16 protein-coding genes are annotated in these 20,450 nt (G+C 48.1%); 5 read left to right on the top strand and 11 right to left on the bottom strand.

Going from position 1 to position 20,450, the window contains the following annotated elements:
* Position 1: 1 nt before the first annotated feature.
* From CEW91_RS09990 to CEW91_RS10000, 3 genes are all read right to left on the bottom strand, one after another.
* Entirely contained in the window at positions 2-1,390 is a 1,389-nt protein-coding gene (locus tag CEW91_RS09990; RefSeq protein ID WP_088768814.1) for a Na+/H+ antiporter NhaC family protein, read from the bottom strand.
* A gap of 131 nt (positions 1,391-1,521) precedes the next feature.
* Positions 1,522-4,668, bottom strand: coding sequence for a TonB-dependent receptor (locus tag CEW91_RS09995; protein WP_088768815.1), 3,147 nt, complete (start codon positions 4,666-4,668; stop codon positions 1,522-1,524).
* A gap of 120 nt (positions 4,669-4,788) precedes the next feature.
* Complete coding sequence (locus tag CEW91_RS10000) at positions 4,789-8,001, bottom strand: TonB-dependent receptor (protein WP_088768816.1); 3,213 nt, start codon at positions 7,999-8,001, stop codon at positions 4,789-4,791.
* A gap of 429 nt (positions 8,002-8,430) precedes the next feature.
* Here CEW91_RS10000 and CEW91_RS10005 point away from each other — a divergent pair, with 429 nt between their 5' ends.
* Positions 8,431-9,591 (top strand): endonuclease/exonuclease/phosphatase family protein, encoded by a 1,161-nt coding sequence (locus CEW91_RS10005; protein WP_232506960.1) that lies wholly within the window; start codon positions 8,431-8,433, stop codon positions 9,589-9,591.
* A gap of 8 nt (positions 9,592-9,599) precedes the next feature.
* On the opposite strand, the gene ung is transcribed toward CEW91_RS10005, so the two are convergent.
* Positions 9,600-10,250, bottom strand: coding sequence for a uracil-DNA glycosylase (ung, locus tag CEW91_RS10010; protein ID WP_088768818.1), 651 nt, complete (start codon positions 10,248-10,250; stop codon positions 9,600-9,602).
* Positions 10,251-10,334: 84 nt separating this feature from the next.
* Between ung and CEW91_RS10015 the strand changes: the two genes are divergently transcribed.
* The 3 genes from CEW91_RS10015 to CEW91_RS10025 are packed head-to-tail and all read left to right on the top strand — an operon-like array spanning position 10,335 to position 11,879.
* Complete coding sequence (locus CEW91_RS10015) at positions 10,335-11,129, top strand: glycosyltransferase family 2 protein (RefSeq protein ID WP_157776082.1); 795 nt, start codon at positions 10,335-10,337, stop codon at positions 11,127-11,129.
* A gap of 1 nt (position 11,130) precedes the next feature.
* A complete protein-coding gene (locus CEW91_RS10020) occupies positions 11,131-11,613 on the top strand; it encodes a glycosyltransferase family 25 protein (protein ID WP_157776083.1) in 483 nt (160 codons plus the stop codon).
* A gap of 23 nt (positions 11,614-11,636) precedes the next feature.
* A complete protein-coding gene (locus tag CEW91_RS10025; protein ID WP_088768821.1) occupies positions 11,637-11,879 on the top strand; it encodes a hypothetical protein in 243 nt (80 codons plus the stop codon).
* Here CEW91_RS10025 and CEW91_RS10030 read toward each other — a convergent pair.
* From CEW91_RS10030 to CEW91_RS10045, 4 genes are all read right to left on the bottom strand, one after another.
* Positions 11,876-13,897: a S9 family peptidase gene (locus CEW91_RS10030; protein ID WP_088768822.1), complete on the bottom strand. Its 2,022-nt coding sequence runs from the start codon at positions 13,895-13,897 to the stop codon at positions 11,876-11,878. The genes CEW91_RS10025 and CEW91_RS10030 overlap by 4 nt on opposite strands.
* Before the next feature lie 120 nt (positions 13,898-14,017).
* Positions 14,018-15,883 carry a DUF1302 domain-containing protein gene (locus CEW91_RS10035; protein WP_088768823.1) on the bottom strand — a complete coding sequence of 622 codons (1,866 nt, stop codon included), beginning with the start codon at positions 15,881-15,883 and terminating at the stop codon, positions 14,018-14,020.
* A 192-nt stretch (positions 15,884-16,075) separates the two neighbouring features.
* Positions 16,076-17,005, bottom strand: a complete 930-nt coding sequence (locus CEW91_RS10040) for an electron transfer flavoprotein subunit alpha/FixB family protein (RefSeq protein WP_088768824.1) — start codon at positions 17,003-17,005, stop codon at positions 16,076-16,078.
* A complete protein-coding gene (locus CEW91_RS10045; protein WP_088768825.1) occupies positions 17,002-17,751 on the bottom strand; it encodes an electron transfer flavoprotein subunit beta/FixA family protein in 750 nt (249 codons plus the stop codon). The genes CEW91_RS10040 and CEW91_RS10045 overlap by 4 nt, the downstream gene beginning before the upstream one ends.
* A gap of 125 nt (positions 17,752-17,876) precedes the next feature.
* On the opposite strand from CEW91_RS10045, the gene CEW91_RS10050 reads away from it, so the two are divergent.
* The gene (locus tag CEW91_RS10050; protein ID WP_088768826.1) at positions 17,877-18,245 is read left to right on the top strand and encodes a SufE family protein; all 369 of its coding nucleotides are present in this window, start codon (positions 17,877-17,879) and stop codon (positions 18,243-18,245) included.
* On the opposite strand, the gene tcdA is transcribed toward CEW91_RS10050, so the two are convergent.
* The 3 genes from tcdA to CEW91_RS10065 are packed head-to-tail and all read right to left on the bottom strand — an operon-like array spanning position 18,222 to position 20,435.
* A complete protein-coding gene (gene tcdA / locus CEW91_RS10055; RefSeq protein WP_088768827.1) occupies positions 18,222-19,004 on the bottom strand; it encodes a tRNA cyclic N6-threonylcarbamoyladenosine(37) synthase TcdA in 783 nt (260 codons plus the stop codon). The genes CEW91_RS10050 and tcdA overlap by 24 nt on opposite strands.
* Positions 18,997-19,416: a PAS domain-containing protein gene (locus tag CEW91_RS10060; protein WP_088768828.1), complete on the bottom strand. Its 420-nt coding sequence runs from the start codon at positions 19,414-19,416 to the stop codon at positions 18,997-18,999. The genes tcdA and CEW91_RS10060 overlap by 8 nt, the downstream gene beginning before the upstream one ends.
* Positions 19,413-20,435, bottom strand: a complete 1,023-nt coding sequence (locus CEW91_RS10065) for a response regulator (protein ID WP_088768829.1) — start codon at positions 20,433-20,435, stop codon at positions 19,413-19,415. Before CEW91_RS10065 ends, CEW91_RS10060 begins: the two co-directional genes overlap by 4 nt.
* Positions 20,436-20,450: the final 15 nt, after the last annotated feature.

Raw genomic sequence — 20,450 nt, forward strand, 5'->3', positions numbered from 1 at the left:
ATTACATTAACAGCCCCGTGACGGCGTACGCCAAGGTTGCGCCTACGCCCGCTAATAATGCGTACGGCAGCTGTGTTCTAACATGGTCAATATGCTCGACGCCTGACGCCATAGACGCAATAATGGTGGTATCTGATATGGGCGATGCGTGGTCTCCGAAAATACCGCCGGAAATGGCAGCTGCAATAAATGGTGCGGGCGGCAAACCAAGCGTCATCGCCAGAGGGATAGCCAGCGGCAACATAATGGCAAACGTGCCCCAGCTTGAACCGATAGAAAAACCGGTAATCGCCGACAATACAAAAATAAGCGGCAAGAGCATCCACAGTGACACCGAACCGTCGAGCACCGATGCCAGGAACTGACCCGTACCTAAGTCTCGAGTCAGTCCGCCAAGCGCGATTGATAGCCATAAAATGACCGCCAGCGGCAGTATATTCCAGGCCCCTTTGAGAAGGTACTCAGCAATATCTTTTAAATTCACCGGTTGCGTCAGCAGTGTGCCAATACTCGCGATGCCGAGTGCAATGTAGATGGCAATGAAGACACTCAACGTGCCGTCACCTTCAACCAAGACGCCGTCCCCGGTCACCAGCAACATAACCGGCACCATAACCACTAACGAAATAAGGCTGGTCAGCACCACCGCCGTTCCTTTACCAAAGCTGACGGTTTCATCGGGGCCATCGCCCCAAGTGTTTTTCGAGACTTGGTCGGGCACCGCATTTTTCTCAAAGGTTTTCATTGGCCCGATATTCCAGTCGAACAGAGCGACAAAAAGCGCCAGCAAAACCGCAAATAGGGCGTAGAAATTAAAGGCTATAGACTGAATGAACACCATTAGCGGCTGTTCAACACCCTGCTTTGAAATCAGCGTTAAGTTAAATGCGCCCCAGGCATTGAGTGGGATAAGAATACAAATGGCCGCGCAGGTCGAGTCAACAATATAGGCAAGTTTCTCGCGAGAGATACCCAGCCGATCATAAATAGGTCGGGAGGTAGTGCCTGAAATCATAATGGTGACGTTAGACTCAATAAACACAATAACGCCAAGTACCCAGGTCATAAAACGTGCCCGGCGCTTGCTTTCTATCCATTGCTTGCGCTCGAGTTTGAGAACGAATTGTTTAAATGTACCGCCCTTTTCCAAAACACCAAATAACGCACCAATACCCAGCGTGAAAAACCACACCAGCATATTGCCGGGGTCTACGAGGGTTTCCCAGGTGCTGTCGAGCGTGCCATAGGCAATGCTTTCCGGAGCCGGCCAAAACAACAGAACATTCGCCAGAATGATACCGCCAATAAGGGCTAACAACACTTTTCGGGTAATAATGGCAAAGATGATTGCCAGCAAGGAAGGTAAAAGGCTCGTCCAGCTCAGTTCCATTTGGATACGTTAGGTTGTGTTTGATACTGGGAGGTTAAAATAATAAACCGCCGCGGGCAATACCAACGGCGGCTTATTCGTTTGCTCTTATCCTGAGCCGCAGCCTGATGCTATTGCATCAGGTCCGGTGTTTAGAACTTATATTCAACACCTAAACGCACAGACCATAGTGACGGCGCACCGGCACGAGCTTGTACGTTGCTCACATCACGGAATGAGTTGAACTGGTACTGACCAGCATCATTGATCTCGACGTCAGCAATAGTAACTGCTCGTGGGAAGCTTGCTTCGTAAAGCACGCCCCAGTCGTCATTGATCATGTTGCCTAAGTTTTCAATCACGAAGAATGCTGAGGCTTTGTGCCCTTCCATGAAGCCTGGCAGTTCTTGCTCTAAGCGCAGGTCAACTTTCGTCCACCACTTACTGTTGAACTCATTACGTGGCGCAATACCACCAGCGTACTTGTTCAAGCCTGACTCTTCTAGGAACTCAAAGAAGTCAGCAGTCGCAAACGGCGTACCGTCATCTGAACCAACAGCGAAGTTTGGATCATCAATGCCGGTAGGCACATACAGCAAGCTTCGACCTTGATAAGCAACGTCACCAAATGCCCCATCGGTCATCGTATAAGAGAACGGACGACCTTTGTTACGAGTTGCAAATAGCGTAACGGTTGTATCGTAGCCATCAAAAAACTCTTTGGTGTAGTTAGCTTTGAACGTAAAGCGGTGTGGAATTTCATAGTTTGACGTTGCCACACCTGGGTTTTGAGCATTCGCAGTGGCCAGGTTAGTGTAGTTTGAGAACGACACTGAGCTGGTCATTGGGTTAACGTCTTCCGCTTCATTGTAAGCGTAACCTAAGGTCCAATCTAAGCCGAAGTCGTGCGACTTGTTTAATGCTAAAGATAACGTAGTTTGAGAACCTGAGTCTCCATCCACATTGGTTAGCATAAAGTCGTCGCCTTGATCACGTCCGTCAGTCGACATTTCGTTGAATATTGGACGACCGTCCGGCGCTGTACCCACTTGCTCAAGGCCTAAGTTATAAATGACAGCGGCATCTTTCTTATCGGTATACAAGAAGTCGGCCATCAAGATATAGTCATCAGGCAATGTGAACGTCGCACCTAAGGCGTATTTCCACTCTTTCGGTAGTTCGAAGTTAGGATCCATCGTATTAATTGGTCCCTGACCACCGGCATTGGCTACCTCGTCAAACATTCCCTGAGGAATATCGTAAATTGGGTTGCCCTCACCAGTATGCGGCACATCGAACAAAGATTGCCCAGAGAAATCACGGAAGGCTTGATACTGAGTCACACCATTATTCGAGTAATTGTTAGAAATCCAAACGTTCGGGTTACCGCCTGAGTACAGTCCAATACCACCACGTACTTCAATGTCAGGATTCACAAACCAGTTAAAACCAAAGCGCGGCTGCAGTAAGTCCTGATCACCCATATTTTGCTGATTTGAGAAGCCATAAAGCTCTTCATTGAGCGGGTTATACGTTGGGTAATCATCACTTGTGTACCAGTCGTAACGCAAACCATAAGTGAACGTAATATCCATTGGCGCATAATAATATTCGTCCTGGATATAAGCGGTATTCACTGCATAAGCAAACTCGGCAGCTGCGTCTTGAGGATTATTAGTACCTGCTGCGCTTTCATAAATTGCCGCGTAAGGTGTTCCTGCCTCAAAATCGTCGATGGAACCAAAGCGATACTCACCTTCGGCTTCCTGTACGAATAAGTTGAAAACGTCATACTCTTCACGCTCAATACCCGCAGAAATAATATGGTCACCTAACAAGTAGGTACCCTTCATTTTAAAGAAGGTCGTATCGTACTTGAGTTTATTCGCGTGGCGAGAGTCGTCTGCGCCTAAGTAAACCGTTGCATCGTTAACAGCGATTTGTACTTCACCGAAGTCGGTTCCACCAAGAGGGCTAACACGCGCATCCAGCTCTGAATAACCAACACGCACTTCACTTGAGAAGTTATCACTCCAGTCTGAATATAGCTCACCGACATAAGATGTGAACTTGGAGCCACGCTCATAGAAGTGATTAGAGAACTCGAGCTCATCGGAGTCACCATCAGATTCAGCGATCGAGTAACCATCGTTATAGTTGTACGTCAATGACGCACGGTGAGCATCACTAATATACCAATCTAACTTGGCTAAGAACTTTTCGTCTTCAACCGGCAAGCTGGATGGGAAGCCGCCAGGGTTGTAGCCATAGATATCCTGAGCAATTGTCGCAATACGTTCTACATCGGCATTCGTTACACCTACAACTTCAGTGGCCGCACCCGATCCTTCCGGACCACGGTCAAAAGTATCTGATCCTTCAAGTTTCTCGTAAGACGTAAAGAAGAACAGTTTGTCTTCAAGGATTGCGCCACCAAGATTGAAGCCATAACGCTTTTCACTGAAGTCACCGACATTGATTTTGTCGCCTTCTAGCTCGTCACCCTGCAATGAGTCATTGGTGTAGTCATAGAAAACGCCGCCAAACATTTCGTTGTCACCGGACTTAGTTACCGCGTTGATATTGCAAGCGGTGAAGCCACCATACTGAACATCAAATGGTGCGAACTCTACGGCCACCTGTTCAATAGCGTCGTAAGAAAACGGCATGCGTTCTGTTGGGTAACCGCTGCTGTTTAGGCCGAAGTTGTCGTTCATACGAACGCCATCTACCGTTAAGCTGTTAAAGCGCGGGTTAGCGCCGCCACACTGAATGTCGCCAGCATTGGTTTCATTGATATAGATACGCGGGTCAATACGGACAACGTCTTTCAAGTCACGGTTGGCTGACGGTGCATTCTCTAAGTCTTCTAAATTGAAGTTAGCCGCGGGGCTATTACTGCCGTAAAGCGCGTTGCTGGTCATGGTTCCTGTCACGCTCAGGGTTTCCATGACTTCTTGTTCTAAACGCACGTTGACATTCTGCGAGTCACCGAGTGTCAGGTAAACATCTTCGACTACCTGGTTTCTACCTTCAGGGCCTTCTACAACGATAGTGTATGGACCGCCTACTGGCATACCGCGTGACGAGAATGTTCCTTGTTCGTTCGAGCGTAACGTTTTCACACTACCTGTGCGCTCGTCACGAATTTGGATAGTCGCACCAGACACCATTTGACCCGATTCAGTCGTTACGACACCACGAATGCTGGATGATGTTTCCTGAGCGATAGCAGCACCACTAAGGCCCATAGCAATAGCAGCCGCAAGAGCTGTACGCTTGAAAGTCGCGTTAAACATAGTTTGTTCTTCCCAGTTTTATTTTGGCTTTAAACACAAATAAGGGTATAGCTCATTTGTGACATTTGTGTGAAATTCACACAAAAAAAAGCCCCGCAACAATGTGCGAGGCCTTTCGTTTTAGAAGGTATAACGGATACCTAACTTAGCACTCCAAGAGGAGCTGTTGAGATCAACGGTGCTATAGTTATTCGGATAATAGCCATTGTAGACCGAATCAATTTGGTACTTACCGTCATCGCTAAGACCGCCAAAGTCATAAAGTGAAACTTGAGGATAAGTTAGGCGACGCTCAACTCCCCAGTCATCGTTCAGCAGGTTAGCCAGGTTTGCGATAGTAAGGTATAAAACCCCTTTGTGCCCGTCCATAAAGCCAGGTACCTCCTGTTGAATGCTCAAATCCAAGCTAGTTACCCATGGCTGGTTATGTGAGTTACGGTCAAGAATATAACCCTCATCGCCATACGAGATCCCTGCGTTATCAAGTAGCATTTTTACTTCATCCCAACTGATTGAGTTATCCCAATCAACATTTGGATCATCTGCACCTGATGGAATATAAGGTAAGTAAGCTGACTGAGTGTACATACCTTCAAAGGCAGTATCGCCAAAGTCTCCGTCTTCGAAAAAGCCCATAACATAGCTAAATGGACGACCTGAACGACGCTCATAGTATAAGTTAAAGCGCGTTTCGTAGTCAGCGAAGAACTCTTTCTTATAGCCTAAGGTAATTTTCAGACTGTGTTCAGTTTCAAAGTTACCGGTTGCAGTAAAGGCTTGATTACGGCTTTTAGCAACATAGTGCTTATAGTTACTCGCCGCCTGAGACGAAGAGCCCGCGCCATTATCTTCAACATCCTGATAGGTATAGCTCGCCGTAAAGCTTAAGCCGTTTTCCCACTGCTTAGCCAAAGACTGAGAGAAAATAAACGCACGTCCGTCTTCTGGCGCATTGGTTAACATGATGTCATAGTTCTGAGCACGATCACCTTCATAACGAGATTCGTAGATAATACGCTCGCCATCGGCTGCTCTTCCCGCTTCTTGTATCGCCGTGTTATACCAAACCGGTTGGTCTTCAATACGTTTGTACATCAGTGACGTAGTGGCATTGAACATGTCACCTAAGTAAGGAATATCCAACTCATAGTCTAGAGCCAGTTGAGCTCGCCAGTCACTTGGCAACTCAAAGTTTGGATCGGTGTAGTTTGTGCTACCGTTGCCTTGCGTCATTGAGTCTTGGATTTCCTGCGGTACGCTGTCAAATCCGCTTACAGTATTATTTTCATAATAGTCCGCAATAACGCTCGCCGGCGCCTGAACAAGAGTCACACCGTCTTTAGTGAACGGGTTTGTGTACCAAACATTTGGCACGCCGCCGTAGAAGCGGCCAAGGCCACCACGAACAACCAAACTGCTATCGGTGTAATATTTAAAGCTCACGCGAGGCAGGAAGATATCCAAACCGTCCAGGTTCTCCTGGTTGGTCATGCCGTTATACGCTTCCTGGAAGTTTTCATTCAGCGTCGGCGTGTCACTAGAGCTTAAACGCTCATAGCGTAGGCCTGCATTAATCTCCAAGTTTGGTGTTGCGTAGAAAGTATCCCCCGCGTATAGCGCTAAAGTTGTTCTTTCAACTTCATAAGCCGCATCTTCCGGGTTATTGGTGTAAGCATTCTGGTAATCAAAGTCCCAGTTGCCATTATAGTTCCCAACAATACCGTTTTCGAAACCATAAAAGTTATCGAACTCCCAGGTTCCCAGCGAATCAGGTACGAACTTGTTGTACAAGCTAAGCTGTTCAATTTGCGTACCAAACACCAGCTCATGCTCGCCCATAAGATAAGTAGCATCTAGATTGAACGTTAAATTATCGTTCTTAGCTACATTTGAGTGACGGTAACGGTCAGTACCGAAAGCAAAAGAAGGACCACGGAAATACTGGTCAACAGTTACCGCACCAAGATTAGAGTTCGTTAAAGAGTTTGCTTCAACGTCTTTGTAGGTCAATCCTATTTCTGTAATGAAGCTTGCTGACCAGTCACTGTATAAACGCGCACTCACGTTATTCATACGAGTGTGATAGGTGTAGCGTCTTGAAGCCAGAGAAATGTAATCACCGCCGGTTGCAAAATTGCGTTCGTCGGCATTGTCCTGCCACTGATAAGTTAAGTCGAAACGGTGGTCCTGATTCACGTTCCAGCTTAATTTAGTTAGCCATTTACGGTCTTTATCTTCTGGGTTGCCACCTAAAGAGTCAGTTAAACCATACTGCTCATCTAGAATACGAAGAAATTCATTGTAGTCAGATTCAGAGATGACAAATTCATTCGTCGCCCCGCTTCCTTCAAACCCGTAATCCAACTCAATTTCATTACTCCACTCTTCATAACTCGTGAAGAAGAATAATTGGTCTTCAATAATTGGACCACCAAACGACAGACCAAAAGTAGAGATAGTTTCATTTGGCTCAACTTTGTCGGTGCTGTAAGTGCGGTAGCCGTTTTCATCCAGCTCGCCATAATTTTCACGAATTGCGTTCACATCGCCTTCAAGCTCAGGGCTTGAGTACTCGTAGAAAAGCTCACCCTCGAATTCGTTGGTACCCGACTTAGTTACCGCATTAATAGTACCGCCCGAGAAATCGCCTTTTTTTACTGAGAATGGAGCAGCATCTACTGAAATTTGTTCAATAGCACTTAAGGCTACTGGAGACTGTTCAGTAGGGTAACCACCGTAGTTCAGGCCGAAGTCGTCATTCTGGCCGATGCCGTCAACAGTGATGCTGTTCATACGAGGATCGCCGCCCGCAATGGTCATTTCACCAGAGCCGTTAATGGTCACTAGCGGATTGATACGCGCAACGTCTTTAAGATCGCGATTCAAGCTTGGCATGTTATCGATGGTATCTTCACCAAAACTGCTGCTTGCGCCGCCGCTTTCCATCATTATGGCAGAGCCACTGACAACCAATCGCTCCATGTCCGCTGACTCTAACTGACGGCTAACACGGAAAGTGTCTCCAAGGTCAAGGTAAACGCCTTCTAAAACGGCGTCGCGGTACTTGTCAGAATCAAGAATAACCTGATAAGGACCACCTACTCGCAGGCCTTTAGCGGAGAAAACACCGTCTTCGTTTGTTGTGAACTCATTAACCGTACCAGTTGGTTGGTGAATGATAACAACTTTGGTATTGGCGGCAGGATTACCTTGAGGGCCAGTAATGACACCGCGCATAGATGATGATGTTTCTTGAGCGAAAGCACTTGTCGAGAGTCCCACAGCCAAAGCAACAGCTGCAGAAATTCGACTCACCTTGGAGTTCAATTTCATGAGTGATTTCCTAGTTTTTTTGCAACGATTAAAAATAAAGAATGAAAAGGACGAAATGTTATAAAGAAGAAAGATGACAACTTGATGAAAGTTTTAGAAGCAGGACAATTATTTTTAAAACACCAATAAGACGTTCGCTTTTTATTCGAGGATGCCCCACGGCATAACAGCTGATTCATCACAGGAAAACTCATGACGTGATAAGTCTCGAGACTGTGGTTGGTGGTCGGAGCTGTTGGGAATACCGCTTGATTCATTACGCTTCTAAGACAGTTATGTGTCAGATATGTGACATATTTTAATCAAAATATTCGCGCTTGCCTAGCGCTTTGGGAACCTTTATTCTTCCTAATTGTCTTAGGCGTTTCTCAAACAGGCATTCCCATGGGCTTTATGCGGTTTTCAATATATTCAACATTTGTACTTTTTATGGTCACTTCTTTTTCTGCATTAGCGGGTTCGGGAAAAGGCGAACCAGAGACGGTTCGTATTGCGACCTTTAATGTCAGTATGGACGCTTCTAACTATCTGGCAGAAGAGACTCTGCCCACTCTAGAACGTTCCCCGCTTCCTGACGTTCTTCAGGACAACAATGAACAAATTCGCGGTATTGCTGAAATATTGCAGCGTGTGCGCCCCGATGTAGTCTTGCTGAACGAATTTGATTACGTCGATAAAGCCGTCGGTATTGACGTTTTTCGCAGTGACTATTTAGAAGTCTCGCAAAATGGTCAGGCGGCCATTGAGTATCCTTATGCTTACACCGCTCCGGTTAATACAGGCGTCCCTTCTCCTTTTGACTTAAACCGCGATGGTAAAGCAACAGGTTCAGGTGATGATGCCTGGGCCTTTGGCTGGTATCCCGGCCAATATGGGATGGTGATTTTGTCAAAGTATCCGCTAATGGCTGACGACGCGCGTACTTTCCAGCACTTTTTATGGAAGGATATGCCCGGTCGCCATATTCCTTATGTGCATAATGCCGACAAACAGCCAACTTCTGAGCCTTGGTTTTTTGACGAAGCAATGGCGCAGTTCCCTTTAAGCTCCAAGTCGCACTGGGATGTACCGGTAAAAATTGACGATCGTGTCATTCATTTACTTGCGGCGCACCCAGTGCCACCGGTTTTTGACGGACCGGAAAACCGTAATGGTATGCGCAACTACGATGAAATTCGCTTATTTGCAGACTACTTAACACCCGGTCATGACAACTACCTGTATGACGATAATGGCGTGCGTGGCGGACTGAGTGACGACGCTAGCTTTGTTATTCTGGGCGATATGAATGCACAGGCGGGCGCAGGTGGTATCGATGGCGCCATTGAGCAGTTATTGGAGCATCCCCGAGTGAACGATGTGAAGCCACAAAGTCAGGGTGGCAAACTGCACTCTCCGGATATTGATGGTTCGCAATTTCATACTGCCGCATGGCGCAAGCGGGTTGATTACGCTTTGCCCTCTGGTGACTTAGTGGTTAAAAACGCGGGCGTGTTCTGGCCGATTAACGGCGAACCAGGCGCTGATATGATGAAAAAGCGCAAAGCGTCTTCTGACCACCGCCTGGTATGGATAGACATCGTTAAATAAAAAACGCATTACGCCCATTTTATGGGCTGTCGTCCATGTTGCTGCAAATAATTGTTGGCTTTTTTGAAGTGGTTTGCATCAAAAAAGCCGCGATGCGCTGACAAAGGCGACGGATGCGGTGCGGTCAGAATGTAATGTTTAGTGCCATCAATGAGCGGAATCTTTTTCTGCGCATGCGAACCCCATAATAAAAACACGACATGCTCTGTCGCTTCCGACACCTTTTTAATAACGGTATCGGTAAAGGTTTCCCAACCCCAGCTGGCGTGGCTATGCGCATTCCCCTGCTCTACCGTCAGCACGGTATTTAGTAACAACACACCTTGCTGTGCCCAGCCGGTCAAGTCACCATGCTGAGGTAATACGGTGTTGGGGTAGTCAATAGAAATTGCCTTAAACATATTGCGCAGAGACGGCGGGAACTTCACGCCTTCTTTCACCGAAAAGCTCAGCCCATGCGCCTGACCGGGTCCGTGATATGGGTCCTGCCCCAGAATAACCACTTTGACCTGTTCGGGTTCGGTCAGCTTCAACGCATTGAACACGTCTTCTTTGGGTGGATAAACAACACTCTGCTGACGTGCCTGCTCAACACGTTGCCACAGCTCTTTGAAATACGGCTTTTGTTTTTCCTCAGCGAGTAAGTCGCTCCAGGGCATTGTCGATTCCTTTGGTTGGGCTACACCTTTGTATGATAAAACGATATGATCCCGCTTCTCAACTGAATGATTTCAAGGTTTACTATGGCAGAGCAAAATAGCTTACCGAAAGTAAGTGTTTACTTAATAACACTCAACGAGGGTCGTCATTTAGATGAAGTTCTCAGTAGTGTCAAAGGCGCCGACGAGGTCGTATTAGTCGACTCAGGCTCTACCGACGATACGCTCGACATTGCCGAAAAACATGGCGCGAGAATTATTCATCAGCAGTGGCTAGGCTATGCAAAACAAAAGGCCTTTGCTCTAGAGCAATGCCAAAACGACTGGGTCATCAACTTAGATGGTGACGAAGTGTTGCCGGATGGCGCCTTTGAAACCATTCAGCATCGCATCGCGAAAGGTGACATTAATGGTATCTATTTAGCGCATGACGATATCTTTATGGGGCACTCTCTGCCTGGGCATCGTCACCATCGTTTTCGCCGAGTTTACCGAAAGTCTAAGTCTCACTGGAATACATCGACAAAAGTCCATGAGCACATAGAAGTGGAGCCCCCTCTGACCCATTTGCCCATTGATGTTAAGCATTACGGCTACGACTCCGCACATGGCTACATGGATAAGCTGAACAAATATTCGCTGCTGAAGGCAAAACAGCGGGAAGAAAGAGGTCGTCACTGCAGCTTAGCTCGGGTATTACTGATATTCCCGCTGATGTTCATCAAGTTCTACTTTATACGCCGCATGTTTTTAGCCGGCTGGCGAGGTTTCATTAAGGCCAATATTGATGCTTTTCACTTTTTCCTCACAGAAGCGAAGCTTTATGAGCGTGCCTACAGACGTAAGCGCGGGGATGATGTCGAGAAATCTGAGCGATAATATGTCATTTTTGCCCCTATTTTTAATTAACCTCGACCGGTCTCCCCATCGTCTGAAGGATGTTGATGATTCGATGCGAGAGCTCGGTCTCGATTATGAGCGCGTTCCTGCTGTTGACGGACGAGCGACTTCTACTGCCGAAGTCAACGCCGTGTATAGCCATAAACTCAATGTTGAGCGCTACAATTATGATTTAACGCAAGGTGAAATTGCCTGCTATATGAGCCACCGAAAGGCCTGGAAAAAGCTCCTGGACAGTGACCATCCAGCCGCCATCATTCTTGAAGACGATATTGTTCTGAGTCCAGCGTTTGCCAAGTTGCATGATGCGGTGGCCGACATAGCGAATAGCAAATACGCGAATTGGGACATTATTAAATTAGCTCAACCCTTCAAACCCAAAGCGTCGACTCCGGTCGATACCTTTGGTGATTTCACACTGGTCGATTATGAAAAACCCCGATGGGCGCTTGCGGCTATTTAATAAGCCGACAAGGTGCAAAGAAAATGCTGTCTCGCACACCGTTTTTTCGGCCGGTTGATGTTGATATGCAGTGGCAATGGGAAACTGGCGCTCACGTTCTGGGCTTACTACCTTACACTGTGGATAACAGCCACACGCACGAAAGTGATATTTTTAGTGTCGCCAATAGACACGAATCAAAACGCCGGGGATGGGTTCGTTTGAAAGAGCAATGGCGGTTCTTCTGGCAGAACCGCCGTTACCACAAGAGAAGACAGAGACCTTAGTCTTCTTTGTCTTTATACTTCTCAAACCAATGCAAGATATAAGCAACTTTGTTCATCAGGTTGCTTGGTCTTGCATAAATGCCGTGACCTGAGTCCTGGATACGTACCATTGCGGTGTCCACGCCTTTCAGCTTTAACGCCTGATAGTACTGCTCGGTTTCCGACATGGGGGTTCTGTAGTCATTCTCACCCGTTAATAGCATGGTTGGCGTTGTCACGTTACCCACGTAACTGATTGGCGAGCGCTCCATGTAGTGCTCCATATTATTCCAGGGAAGACCCGGGAACCAATATTGATAGAAAAAGTTATACATATCGGCGGTTAACACGAAGCTGTACCAGTTAATGACCGGTTTAGCGACAACAGCTGCCTTGAAGCGATCAGTATGACCAACAATCCAGGCAGTTAAGACACCACCGCCACTTCCGCCGGTGACAAACAACTCATCTTCATTGATAAAGCCTTTTTCTATAACGGCATCAACGCCATCCATCAAGTCGTTGTAGTCATCGCTTGGGTAGTTGTGATGAATTTCATTAGCAAAGTCTGCGCCGTAGCTGGTGCTGCCTCGCGGGTTCGTATAGAGCACCACATACCCTGCCGCTGCGAAGAGCTGTATTTCCGCAGCAAAACGCGGGCCATAGTTGGTGTGCGGGCCACCATGAATTTCCAGCATCAACGGGTAGTCTTTGTCTTTGTCGAAGTTCGGTGGGTAGGCAATCCAGCCTTGCAGATCTTTGCCATCCACACTTGACTTGTAACGAATTTCTTCTACTTTTGCGAGTTGCTTGTGTCCCAGCGCATCTTCGTTCAAGCGAGTCATTTGTTGTACGTTACCGCCTTTCCATAACGCCAATTCCGCCGGGCGCATTGGGTTGGAAATAGTGAAGGCAATGTTGTCATTATTCGCAACGCTAAAGTCGCCGCCGCCATAAGGTCGACTGTAAGACAGGCCACCCACACGGTTAGTCAAATGTGTGTGTTTGCCGCTTAAGTTTGTGCGGGCCAACTGCCCGATGCCATTGTCGTCGTAGGTAAAATAAATGCCTTCGCTGTCAGAGTCCCAGACAAAGCCCGATACGCTGCGATCTAAGTCTGGCGTCAGCACTTCAATGTCAGACCCGTCGGTGTCCATGACGTAGAGCTTGGTGATCTGGTAGCTCATTTTCTCATCGTCATAGCCGGTATACGCAATTTTCTCTCCGTTAGGCGATACCTTCGGAGAGCTGTCCGGGCCGTTTCTGTCTGTGACGGCCGAGATGTCTTTACTGGCAACGGTCAACCGGTAAACTTCACTATTGACTGGTTGGCGAAACGCGTCTTCGCGACGATTCGCTGAGAAGAAAATATGCTTCCCATCTGCAGACCAAGCCAAATTACCACCGTGGTTAAAGTCACCTTCCGTTAATTGACGTGGAGAGCCGCCGGTAGCCGGTATCACATAAATTTGTTGGTGGCCATCTTCTGCGTAGCCGCCACCGTCATAGCGGTAATTGTCTTTATCGATATATTTTGGTGGTGTGGTCCAGTTGGCCCCCTCCGGTTTCCCCGGCAAACTGACCGGAGCAGGTTCAGGCTTTGGCGTAAACATCGAAAACGCGATTTGAGTGCCATCGGGCGACCAACTCAAACCGGAAGGTGCTTTGGTTAACTGAGTAATGGCGGCGCTTTCACCGGAATCCATCCAGTAGATATGAATTTGCGGGCTGCCTGTTTCTGTCGATACATAGGCTAGCCGTTTGCCGTCTGGCGACCACACGGGTTGGCTTTCACTGCCTTGCTCACCGGTTAATGGACGAATATCACCGTCAGGTAAGACACTCCATAAGCGCCCTACTTTACGGTCGTTTTGTATGTCCATAGACTGACGGACAAATACGCTCCACTCGCCACTTGGGTGAATGGTCGGTGACGATGCGTACTCCAGAGTGAATACGTCTTCTAACGCCAGTTTTTCCTGCGCGACTGCGGCACTTGATACAGCCAGAGCCGCTGCTGCAACTATCCACTTTTTCATTGTTGTTCTCCCCAGACATTACACCTGACGTAGGTAACGTCAGGCTACATTCGCATACGGGCATAAAAAAACCGCCTCTTAGAGACGGTTTTATCGCGATTCAAAACATGAATCAATGTATTAGAACGCGTATGAGAAGCTAACGGACGCAAAGTCACGATCCGCTAACGGGTCTAAGTCGCTGTCTGAATACATGGTATAGCCAAGAGTCACTTTATAGGTTGACAGGTAGTCAGCCATTAAATTCAGACCCAATGATTTGCGGTCTTCAATAAAGTTACTGTTTGGCGAATAACCATTCACGTCATGGTTAAACTGAACGGTTGGGTTTAAGCCCCAGCCTTGCCATACGTTTGAATATTCAAACTGGAAGCGCGTGCGGTAACCCCAAGATGTTGAGGTCACAAAACCTTCGCAGTTGCCGACTTGCGCTTGGAATGCTCCTGCTACTTGACTCTGCCCTGCCTGAGTAGCTAATCCAATGTATGGATCCATGTCCGCTTGAGTAAAGCATTTGCCGAATAAAGGCAAACGGCCGTAGCGCTGCTCTTGAATTCCCGGCATGTCATGAACACTGTTCATGGCCACTTCACCGACAAAGGTCATACGATCGGAACCTAAGAAACGGTCGAAGAAGCGTACAAAGCTAACTTGTGCCTGGCTCACGTCTAAGCGGTCATAGCCATTTGCTAAACCTTCAAATGGAGTATTATCAACACGGTCCGCAAAAGTACTAGGTGCATTAGGACGCAAACCTGCTGTTAGTATTTCAGTGGTGTTGATTTGTACCGGCATACCGTCACGGTAGCTGTACTCACCAGATACTGACCACATACCTAAGTTTGTGCTGAAGCTTAAACCATAGACTTCTGTGTCTTCTGGATACTCCAAAACCAATTTAGGCCCATCAATCGGGTAACCGTCTGGCGTAGACCAAGAGAAACTCAAGTCAAGAGGACTCACGCCTTGCAAGCTAGGTGACGGATCTTCACTCCAGTTATACGCAGAAATAATTGGCGTGTTGTTATGCAGGTTCAGGTAGTAAATACCAAACTCAGCGCCGAGATCCATTGAGTAGTAGCGTAAGTTTGCACCCCACTGACCACTGTCAGAGGCTTCAATGCGAGGGTTGCTTCCAATATAAGCGCCAGCTTCAATAGACTGACGGTCACTTAATGCAATACCATTGCCGATGGTTGGATTCAGCGTCACTAAACCACAACCTGGGCCACCAATAATATCAACGCTTGAGAAGTACGTACCACAGCCATCCACCTTGGTGTTATCCCACTCATATTGATAGAAGGCTTCAAAGTTCATTACGTCGGTTAAGCCGATGTTGGTGCTTATCATACCGACCGGCAGCAAAGCTTCTTTAATTTCAGCGCCTGGACGACGTGCGGCGTTGACGTCTAACGGGTTAATGTCATTAATACCGTTGAAAACGAACGTGCTTTCACCCCAGCTTAATACCTGACGTCCGACACGAACACTGGTCGGCATATCGCCTAAGTCAAAGTTCGCATAGACAAACGCATCCAACAACTCAACACCGTGACCTTGTGAGTAATCATCATAGGCATCGTCGTTCAGCGTAGTATTTGGGTAATATAGGTTTGCTGTATGACCATGCGGCATCTCTTCTTCAGAAACTACATAATCGTACCAGTAGTTAAAACGTACAAACGCACCATGACTATCGCCATCAATACTTAAATCGTGCACACCTTTAAATACCGATGATACTAAATCACCTTTGTCGAAGTTCAGGTTACCGTCATCACCAACACTTGAGCCCGCGGTTCCGCCTGCGCGGTTGCCTGGATGAATCAGGTGGTTGGCCTGATCTTCCATACGCCATGACGCGCCGTAGGACAGAATAGAGTCGAATTTAATTTCATAGTCGCCGACTTCGAAGTCAGCAGCCTGGCCTGTAGCCGCAAAGGTCAGTGCTATGGCCGTAGCCAGAGGAAGTTTTTTTAGCATAGTTGTTCTTCTTTTCATTGTGAGCCACCTAATCCTTTAAACTTGTTTGGCGGTTATAGATGAATCATGTCCGATGAGTTAAAAATATGCAAGTGTATGAACACGAAAAGATAACAAGTTGTTGGAAAAAGTGCGGGGAAATGTCGTTACCAGCGTCTAAATTGACGCTGGTAACGAGTCTTCAAAAGTGTTTTATAACTTTTCTTTGAGTTCAGGAAGAACATCAAATAAGTCGGCTACCAAACCGTAATCCGCCACCTGGAAGATAGGTGCTTCTTCGTCTTTGTTGATAGCAACGATGACTTTGGAGTCTTTCATACCGGCTAAGTGCTGGATAGCACCACTGATACCGACAGCCACGTAAAGCTGTGGCGCAACAATTTTACCGGTCTGACCCACCTGCATGTCGTTAGGGACGAAACCAGCATCAACAGCCGCACGTGATGCTCCAACCGCCGCCCCTAGTTTGTCGGCAATGTCTTCCAGCATGTGGAAGTTTTCACCGTTTTGCATACCACGACCACCGGAAATGACGATTTCCGCTGCCGTCAGGTCTGGGCGCTCAGAGTCCGCCAGTTGCTCACCAACAAACTCAGATTTGTCGTTGTTAAACACTGAATCGATGCTCTCGACATCGCCACTACCACCTTCTGCTGCTACCGCATCAAATGCGGTTGCACGGACAGTAATGACTTTGATGTTGTCTTCTGATTGCACGGTAGCAATAGCGTTACCTGCATAGATAGGACGCTTGAACGTGTCGTCGCTTTCTACCGCGATAATGTCAGATACTTGCGCTACGTCCAGCAAAGCAGCAACACGCGGCATGAAGTTTTTACCGGTCGTGGTCGCTGGTGCCAGGATGTGGCTGTAGTCTTTGCCTAACTCTGCGACCAACTCACTGATGTTTTCAGCTAGCTGGTGCTCGTAAGCTTCGTTATCGGCCAAAATCGCTTTCTTGACGCCGTCCGCTTTCGACACGTTTTCAGCAACAGTTGAGCAGCCTTTACCAGCAACCAGTACATGAATATCACCACCGATTTTCTGGGCAGCGGCTAACGTTTTCAGCGTTGAAGGATCAACGGCGTTATTGTCGTGTTCTGCTACTACTAAGATGCTCATAATACTTTGGCCTCGTTCTTCAGTTTGTCTACCAGCTCGTCAACATCGGCAACTTTCACACCCGCACTGCGCTCTGCGGGCGGCTCGACTTTCAGCAGCTTAATAGTGCGTTTTACTTCAACGTCCAGCTCGTCTGGTGTTGTTGTTTCTAACGGCTTACGCTTGGCCTTCATAATGTTTGGCAGTGACGCGTAACGCGGTTCGTTCAGACGCAAGTCGGTGGTAACAATTGCCGGCAAGTTCAATTTAACGGTTTGCAGACCGCCATCAATTTCGCGAGTCACATTAACAAAACCGTCACCCATTTCGACTTTTGACGCGAAGGTGCCCTGCGGCATGCCGGTTAAGGCACCCAGCATTTGACCGGTTTGGTTGTTGTCTGAGTCAATAGACTGTTTACCCAGAATGACCATGTCCGGTCCTTCTTTCTCTACGACGCCTTTGAGAATTTTCGCAGCAGATAAAGAGTCCGGCATGTCATCGGTTTCAACCTGAATAGCACGGTCAGCGCCAAGTGCTAAGGCAGTGCGAAGTTGTTCCTGAACGGCTTTAGGTCCAATTGACACAACCACAACTTCATCAGCAGTACCGGCTTCTTTTAAACGCACCGCTTCTTCTACTGCTATTTCGCAAAATGGGTTGAGTGCCATTTTGACGTTCGCCAAATCGACATCGGACTGATCTGGTTTCACACGAACTTTGACGTTGTAGTCAATGACGCGCTTAACCGCGACGAGTATCTTCATGTTGTACTTCCTTTTGCTGGAATGTTCTTAATGTTGGTGTTTATTATGCTGCCATTATCCTAAACTGGCGTCGATCTCACAAGTTGTGGGAGAATAAAACTCTATTGCCGTAAGGGAGAGTTTACATGGCCAGCTGGGAACAGCTTTTTCGTCAACTAGTGCAACAGGCTAGAAGTCTAGCAGAATATCCGTCCGAATGTCGTGATGACGATCATTTGGTGGGCGGCTGCGAGGCAAAGGTATGGCTGTGGCTGGATACGTCCGATTCGGAAGCGGTCGTTATTCGCTTCGATTCTGAGTCACGCATTGTGCGCGGTCTACTCGCGATGTTGCAACAACGGCTGGACGGTTGTTCGGTCGCGGAAATAGCAGCCTTTGACATTGACGCCTTTTACCGCGAAGAAGGATTAGATAACGCCTTAAGCCCCTCGCGCAGCAACGGCCTGTACCAAGTTGCTAAGACATTGAAATTAAGGGCTCAACCTCTTCAATAGCGTTGCGGTAGCTTGCATGGCGAAGCTGCAGGTGACCACCATAGCGGCGCCGAAGCCGGAGCTGCAGTCCATACGCATGGAGCCAGAGCCTGGTTTTTGAAGGGTGACTTCGCCTTCCAGCTCACCGGAAATTACCGGATAGCGCAGCTGTTCCTCGGAGTACACGCAGTCGACACCCCACTTGCGCTTGGGGTTCTTTGAAAAGCCATAGTCGCGACGCAGTTGTGAGCGTACTTTAGCCAGTAACGGATCCTGCTTGGCTTTGGCTAAGTCACCCACACGGATCATGCCCGGGTCTATTTGCCCACCAGCTCCACCGCACACTACCAGGCGTAGCTTACGCCGTTTGCACCAGGCGACCAGCGCGGCCTTGGTGTTCACGCTGTCGATGGCATCGAGCACCGCATCCACCCCGGTTAGATACTCTTCGAAGTTTTCCGGCAGCAAGAAATCATCAATAACCTTTACTTCGCAATTGGGGTTAATGCTTTTCACCCGCTGTGCCAGCACCTCAGTTTTGAGCTGCCCAATGGTGTCATCGGTGGCCGGTAACTGACGGTTAATGTTGGTGGTGCACACGTCGTCTAAGTCAATGAGCGTGAGCTTGCCAATGCCGGTTCGCGCCAGTGCCTCTACTGCCCACGATCCAACGCCGCCAAGCCCGGCGACCACAATGTGTAACTGCTGAAAATGGCTTAGCGCTTGCTGTCCGTAAACACGGGCAACACCACCAAAGCGCTGATCCGATACTTCACTCATGACTGGGTTGTTCACTCACATCGTAAATAATAATGCCCACCTGATGCACTTCACCACGCGGATTCTTAAGCGGAATTAGGGTGACGTTTTGGTACATCCACTCGCTCTGCCCGCTTATCGGGCGGCTGTGGCGAAAACGAAACACATAAGGTCGCTGCTGCCAGGTAATAAACACTCGAGAGTTTAGCTGCCGCACTCGATCAATTTTACGCTGGAACCAGGCCTGGTCGATACCCGGGCAGCAGCGAAATAAATTTTTGTCGCGCACTTCGCTGGGCCGCAGACCACTGTGGTTCTGCATAAACTCGTTCCACATCTGGATATTGTTGTCGTTATCGACCACCACAATACCGACGTCAATGGCGCCCAGAATACTCAGCTTGCTGTGCAATTCGTCCATATCGTCTATCATTCTTCGTCCCCCTGAAGCCAATGTGCCAGTTGCTGGTCGAGAATTTTTACAGCATCAGCCGGGAACAACAATAAAAGGTCAAATGCCAGCTTATGCTCAGGCAGTTGATAGCCTATTTCTATAGCGAGAATTTTCTGCCAGCGTTTTTCACCGTGTTTTAGTAACTCCTGCATGGACTGGTTTTCGCCCAATAACACCGGCTGCGACGCCGCAAATTCGACATGCAACTGCTGACCTAACCCGTTTAAACAGGCAGACGATAAAATAGACGCCACGTCCATTAATGATTCAATACGCTGCTGCTTTACCGAGCCACTTTCACCGAGCTTTGCGCCTAACAACTGACCAATGTCGTCAATAGCCGCTTCATTAAAAAGCGTTAGAGCCTCACCTAAAATACCGCTGCCGGAAAACCCCTGACTGACGGCCGCGACTTGCTGCTTAGCGTCGATAGACTCGATAGCCATGTGCAGTTCAGAAGGCGCAATGAAGTTAACATTAGGCACGGGTAGTTCAATGAACGTGTCCAGTACCCGGGCTAAATGATCACCCGCTTGCCCCATAGCTACGTTTGAAACCTCACGATAAACATCCAGCGGGTTAGCAGGTGCCTGAGTTTGCTGGTCGGCAACTTTCAATTGCCCGCCGGCAGGTTGGTAAAGACCGAACTGCTGCAGCAGAGTTTGTACGTCTTCGGCTTTCATTGGCTTTTTCACAAAAGCCATGGCACCCAACGCCTGCACACGCTTTTGCGCCTCGGGCTGTATGTCGCCCGACACCACAATGACCAAGGTTTCCAGGTGCTCTTCTTTAATGGCCTGCAGCGTTTCGTAGCCGTCTTTTACCGGCATGTTCAAATCCAGAAACAGGATTTCAGCACGCCCTTCACGCACACAAGTAAGCGCTTGCTCACCGTGTTCCGCCTGGTGTACCTCAGCATCCCAGTCGTCTGGCAGCGTGCGTAACAGCTGTTTCCGCGCCATTTTCGAGTCATCGCACAGCGTGACTTTTAGCGTCATAGATTGAGATTCCCG

Origin of the sequence: Idiomarina piscisalsi (assembly GCF_002211765.1) — a bacterium.
In the GTDB taxonomy this organism is placed as follows: Bacteria; Pseudomonadota; Gammaproteobacteria; order Enterobacterales; family Alteromonadaceae; genus Idiomarina; species Idiomarina piscisalsi_A.

Bases quoted from the DNA above. Each gene is read 5' to 3' on its own strand.
- CEW91_RS09990 (WP_088768814.1), bottom strand. From the start codon at position 1,390: ATGGAACTGAGCTGGACGAGCCTTTTACCTTCCTTGCTGGCAATCATC.
- CEW91_RS09995 (WP_088768815.1), bottom strand. From the start codon at position 4,668: ATGTTTAACGCGACTTTCAAGCGTACAGCTCTTGCGGCTGCTATTGCT.
- CEW91_RS10000 (WP_088768816.1), bottom strand. From the start codon at position 8,001: ATGAAATTGAACTCCAAGGTGAGTCGAATTTCTGCAGCTGTTGCTTTG.
- CEW91_RS10005 (WP_232506960.1), top strand. From the start codon at position 8,431: ATGGTCACTTCTTTTTCTGCATTAGCGGGTTCGGGAAAAGGCGAACCA.
- ung (WP_088768818.1), bottom strand. From the start codon at position 10,250: ATGCCCTGGAGCGACTTACTCGCTGAGGAAAAACAAAAGCCGTATTTC.
- CEW91_RS10015 (WP_157776082.1), top strand. From the start codon at position 10,335: ATGGCAGAGCAAAATAGCTTACCGAAAGTAAGTGTTTACTTAATAACA.
- CEW91_RS10020 (WP_157776083.1), top strand. From the start codon at position 11,131: ATGTCATTTTTGCCCCTATTTTTAATTAACCTCGACCGGTCTCCCCAT.
- CEW91_RS10025 (WP_088768821.1), top strand. From the start codon at position 11,637: ATGCTGTCTCGCACACCGTTTTTTCGGCCGGTTGATGTTGATATGCAG.
- CEW91_RS10030 (WP_088768822.1), bottom strand. From the start codon at position 13,897: ATGAAAAAGTGGATAGTTGCAGCAGCGGCTCTGGCTGTATCAAGTGCC.
- CEW91_RS10035 (WP_088768823.1), bottom strand. From the start codon at position 15,883: ATGCTAAAAAAACTTCCTCTGGCTACGGCCATAGCACTGACCTTTGCG.
- CEW91_RS10040 (WP_088768824.1), bottom strand. From the start codon at position 17,005: ATGAGCATCTTAGTAGTAGCAGAACACGACAATAACGCCGTTGATCCT.
- CEW91_RS10045 (WP_088768825.1), bottom strand. From the start codon at position 17,751: ATGAAGATACTCGTCGCGGTTAAGCGCGTCATTGACTACAACGTCAAA.
- CEW91_RS10050 (WP_088768826.1), top strand. From the start codon at position 17,877: ATGGCCAGCTGGGAACAGCTTTTTCGTCAACTAGTGCAACAGGCTAGA.
- tcdA (WP_088768827.1), bottom strand. From the start codon at position 19,004: ATGAGTGAAGTATCGGATCAGCGCTTTGGTGGTGTTGCCCGTGTTTAC.
- CEW91_RS10060 (WP_088768828.1), bottom strand. From the start codon at position 19,416: ATGATAGACGATATGGACGAATTGCACAGCAAGCTGAGTATTCTGGGC.
- CEW91_RS10065 (WP_088768829.1), bottom strand. From the start codon at position 20,435: ATGACGCTAAAAGTCACGCTGTGCGATGACTCGAAAATGGCGCGGAAA.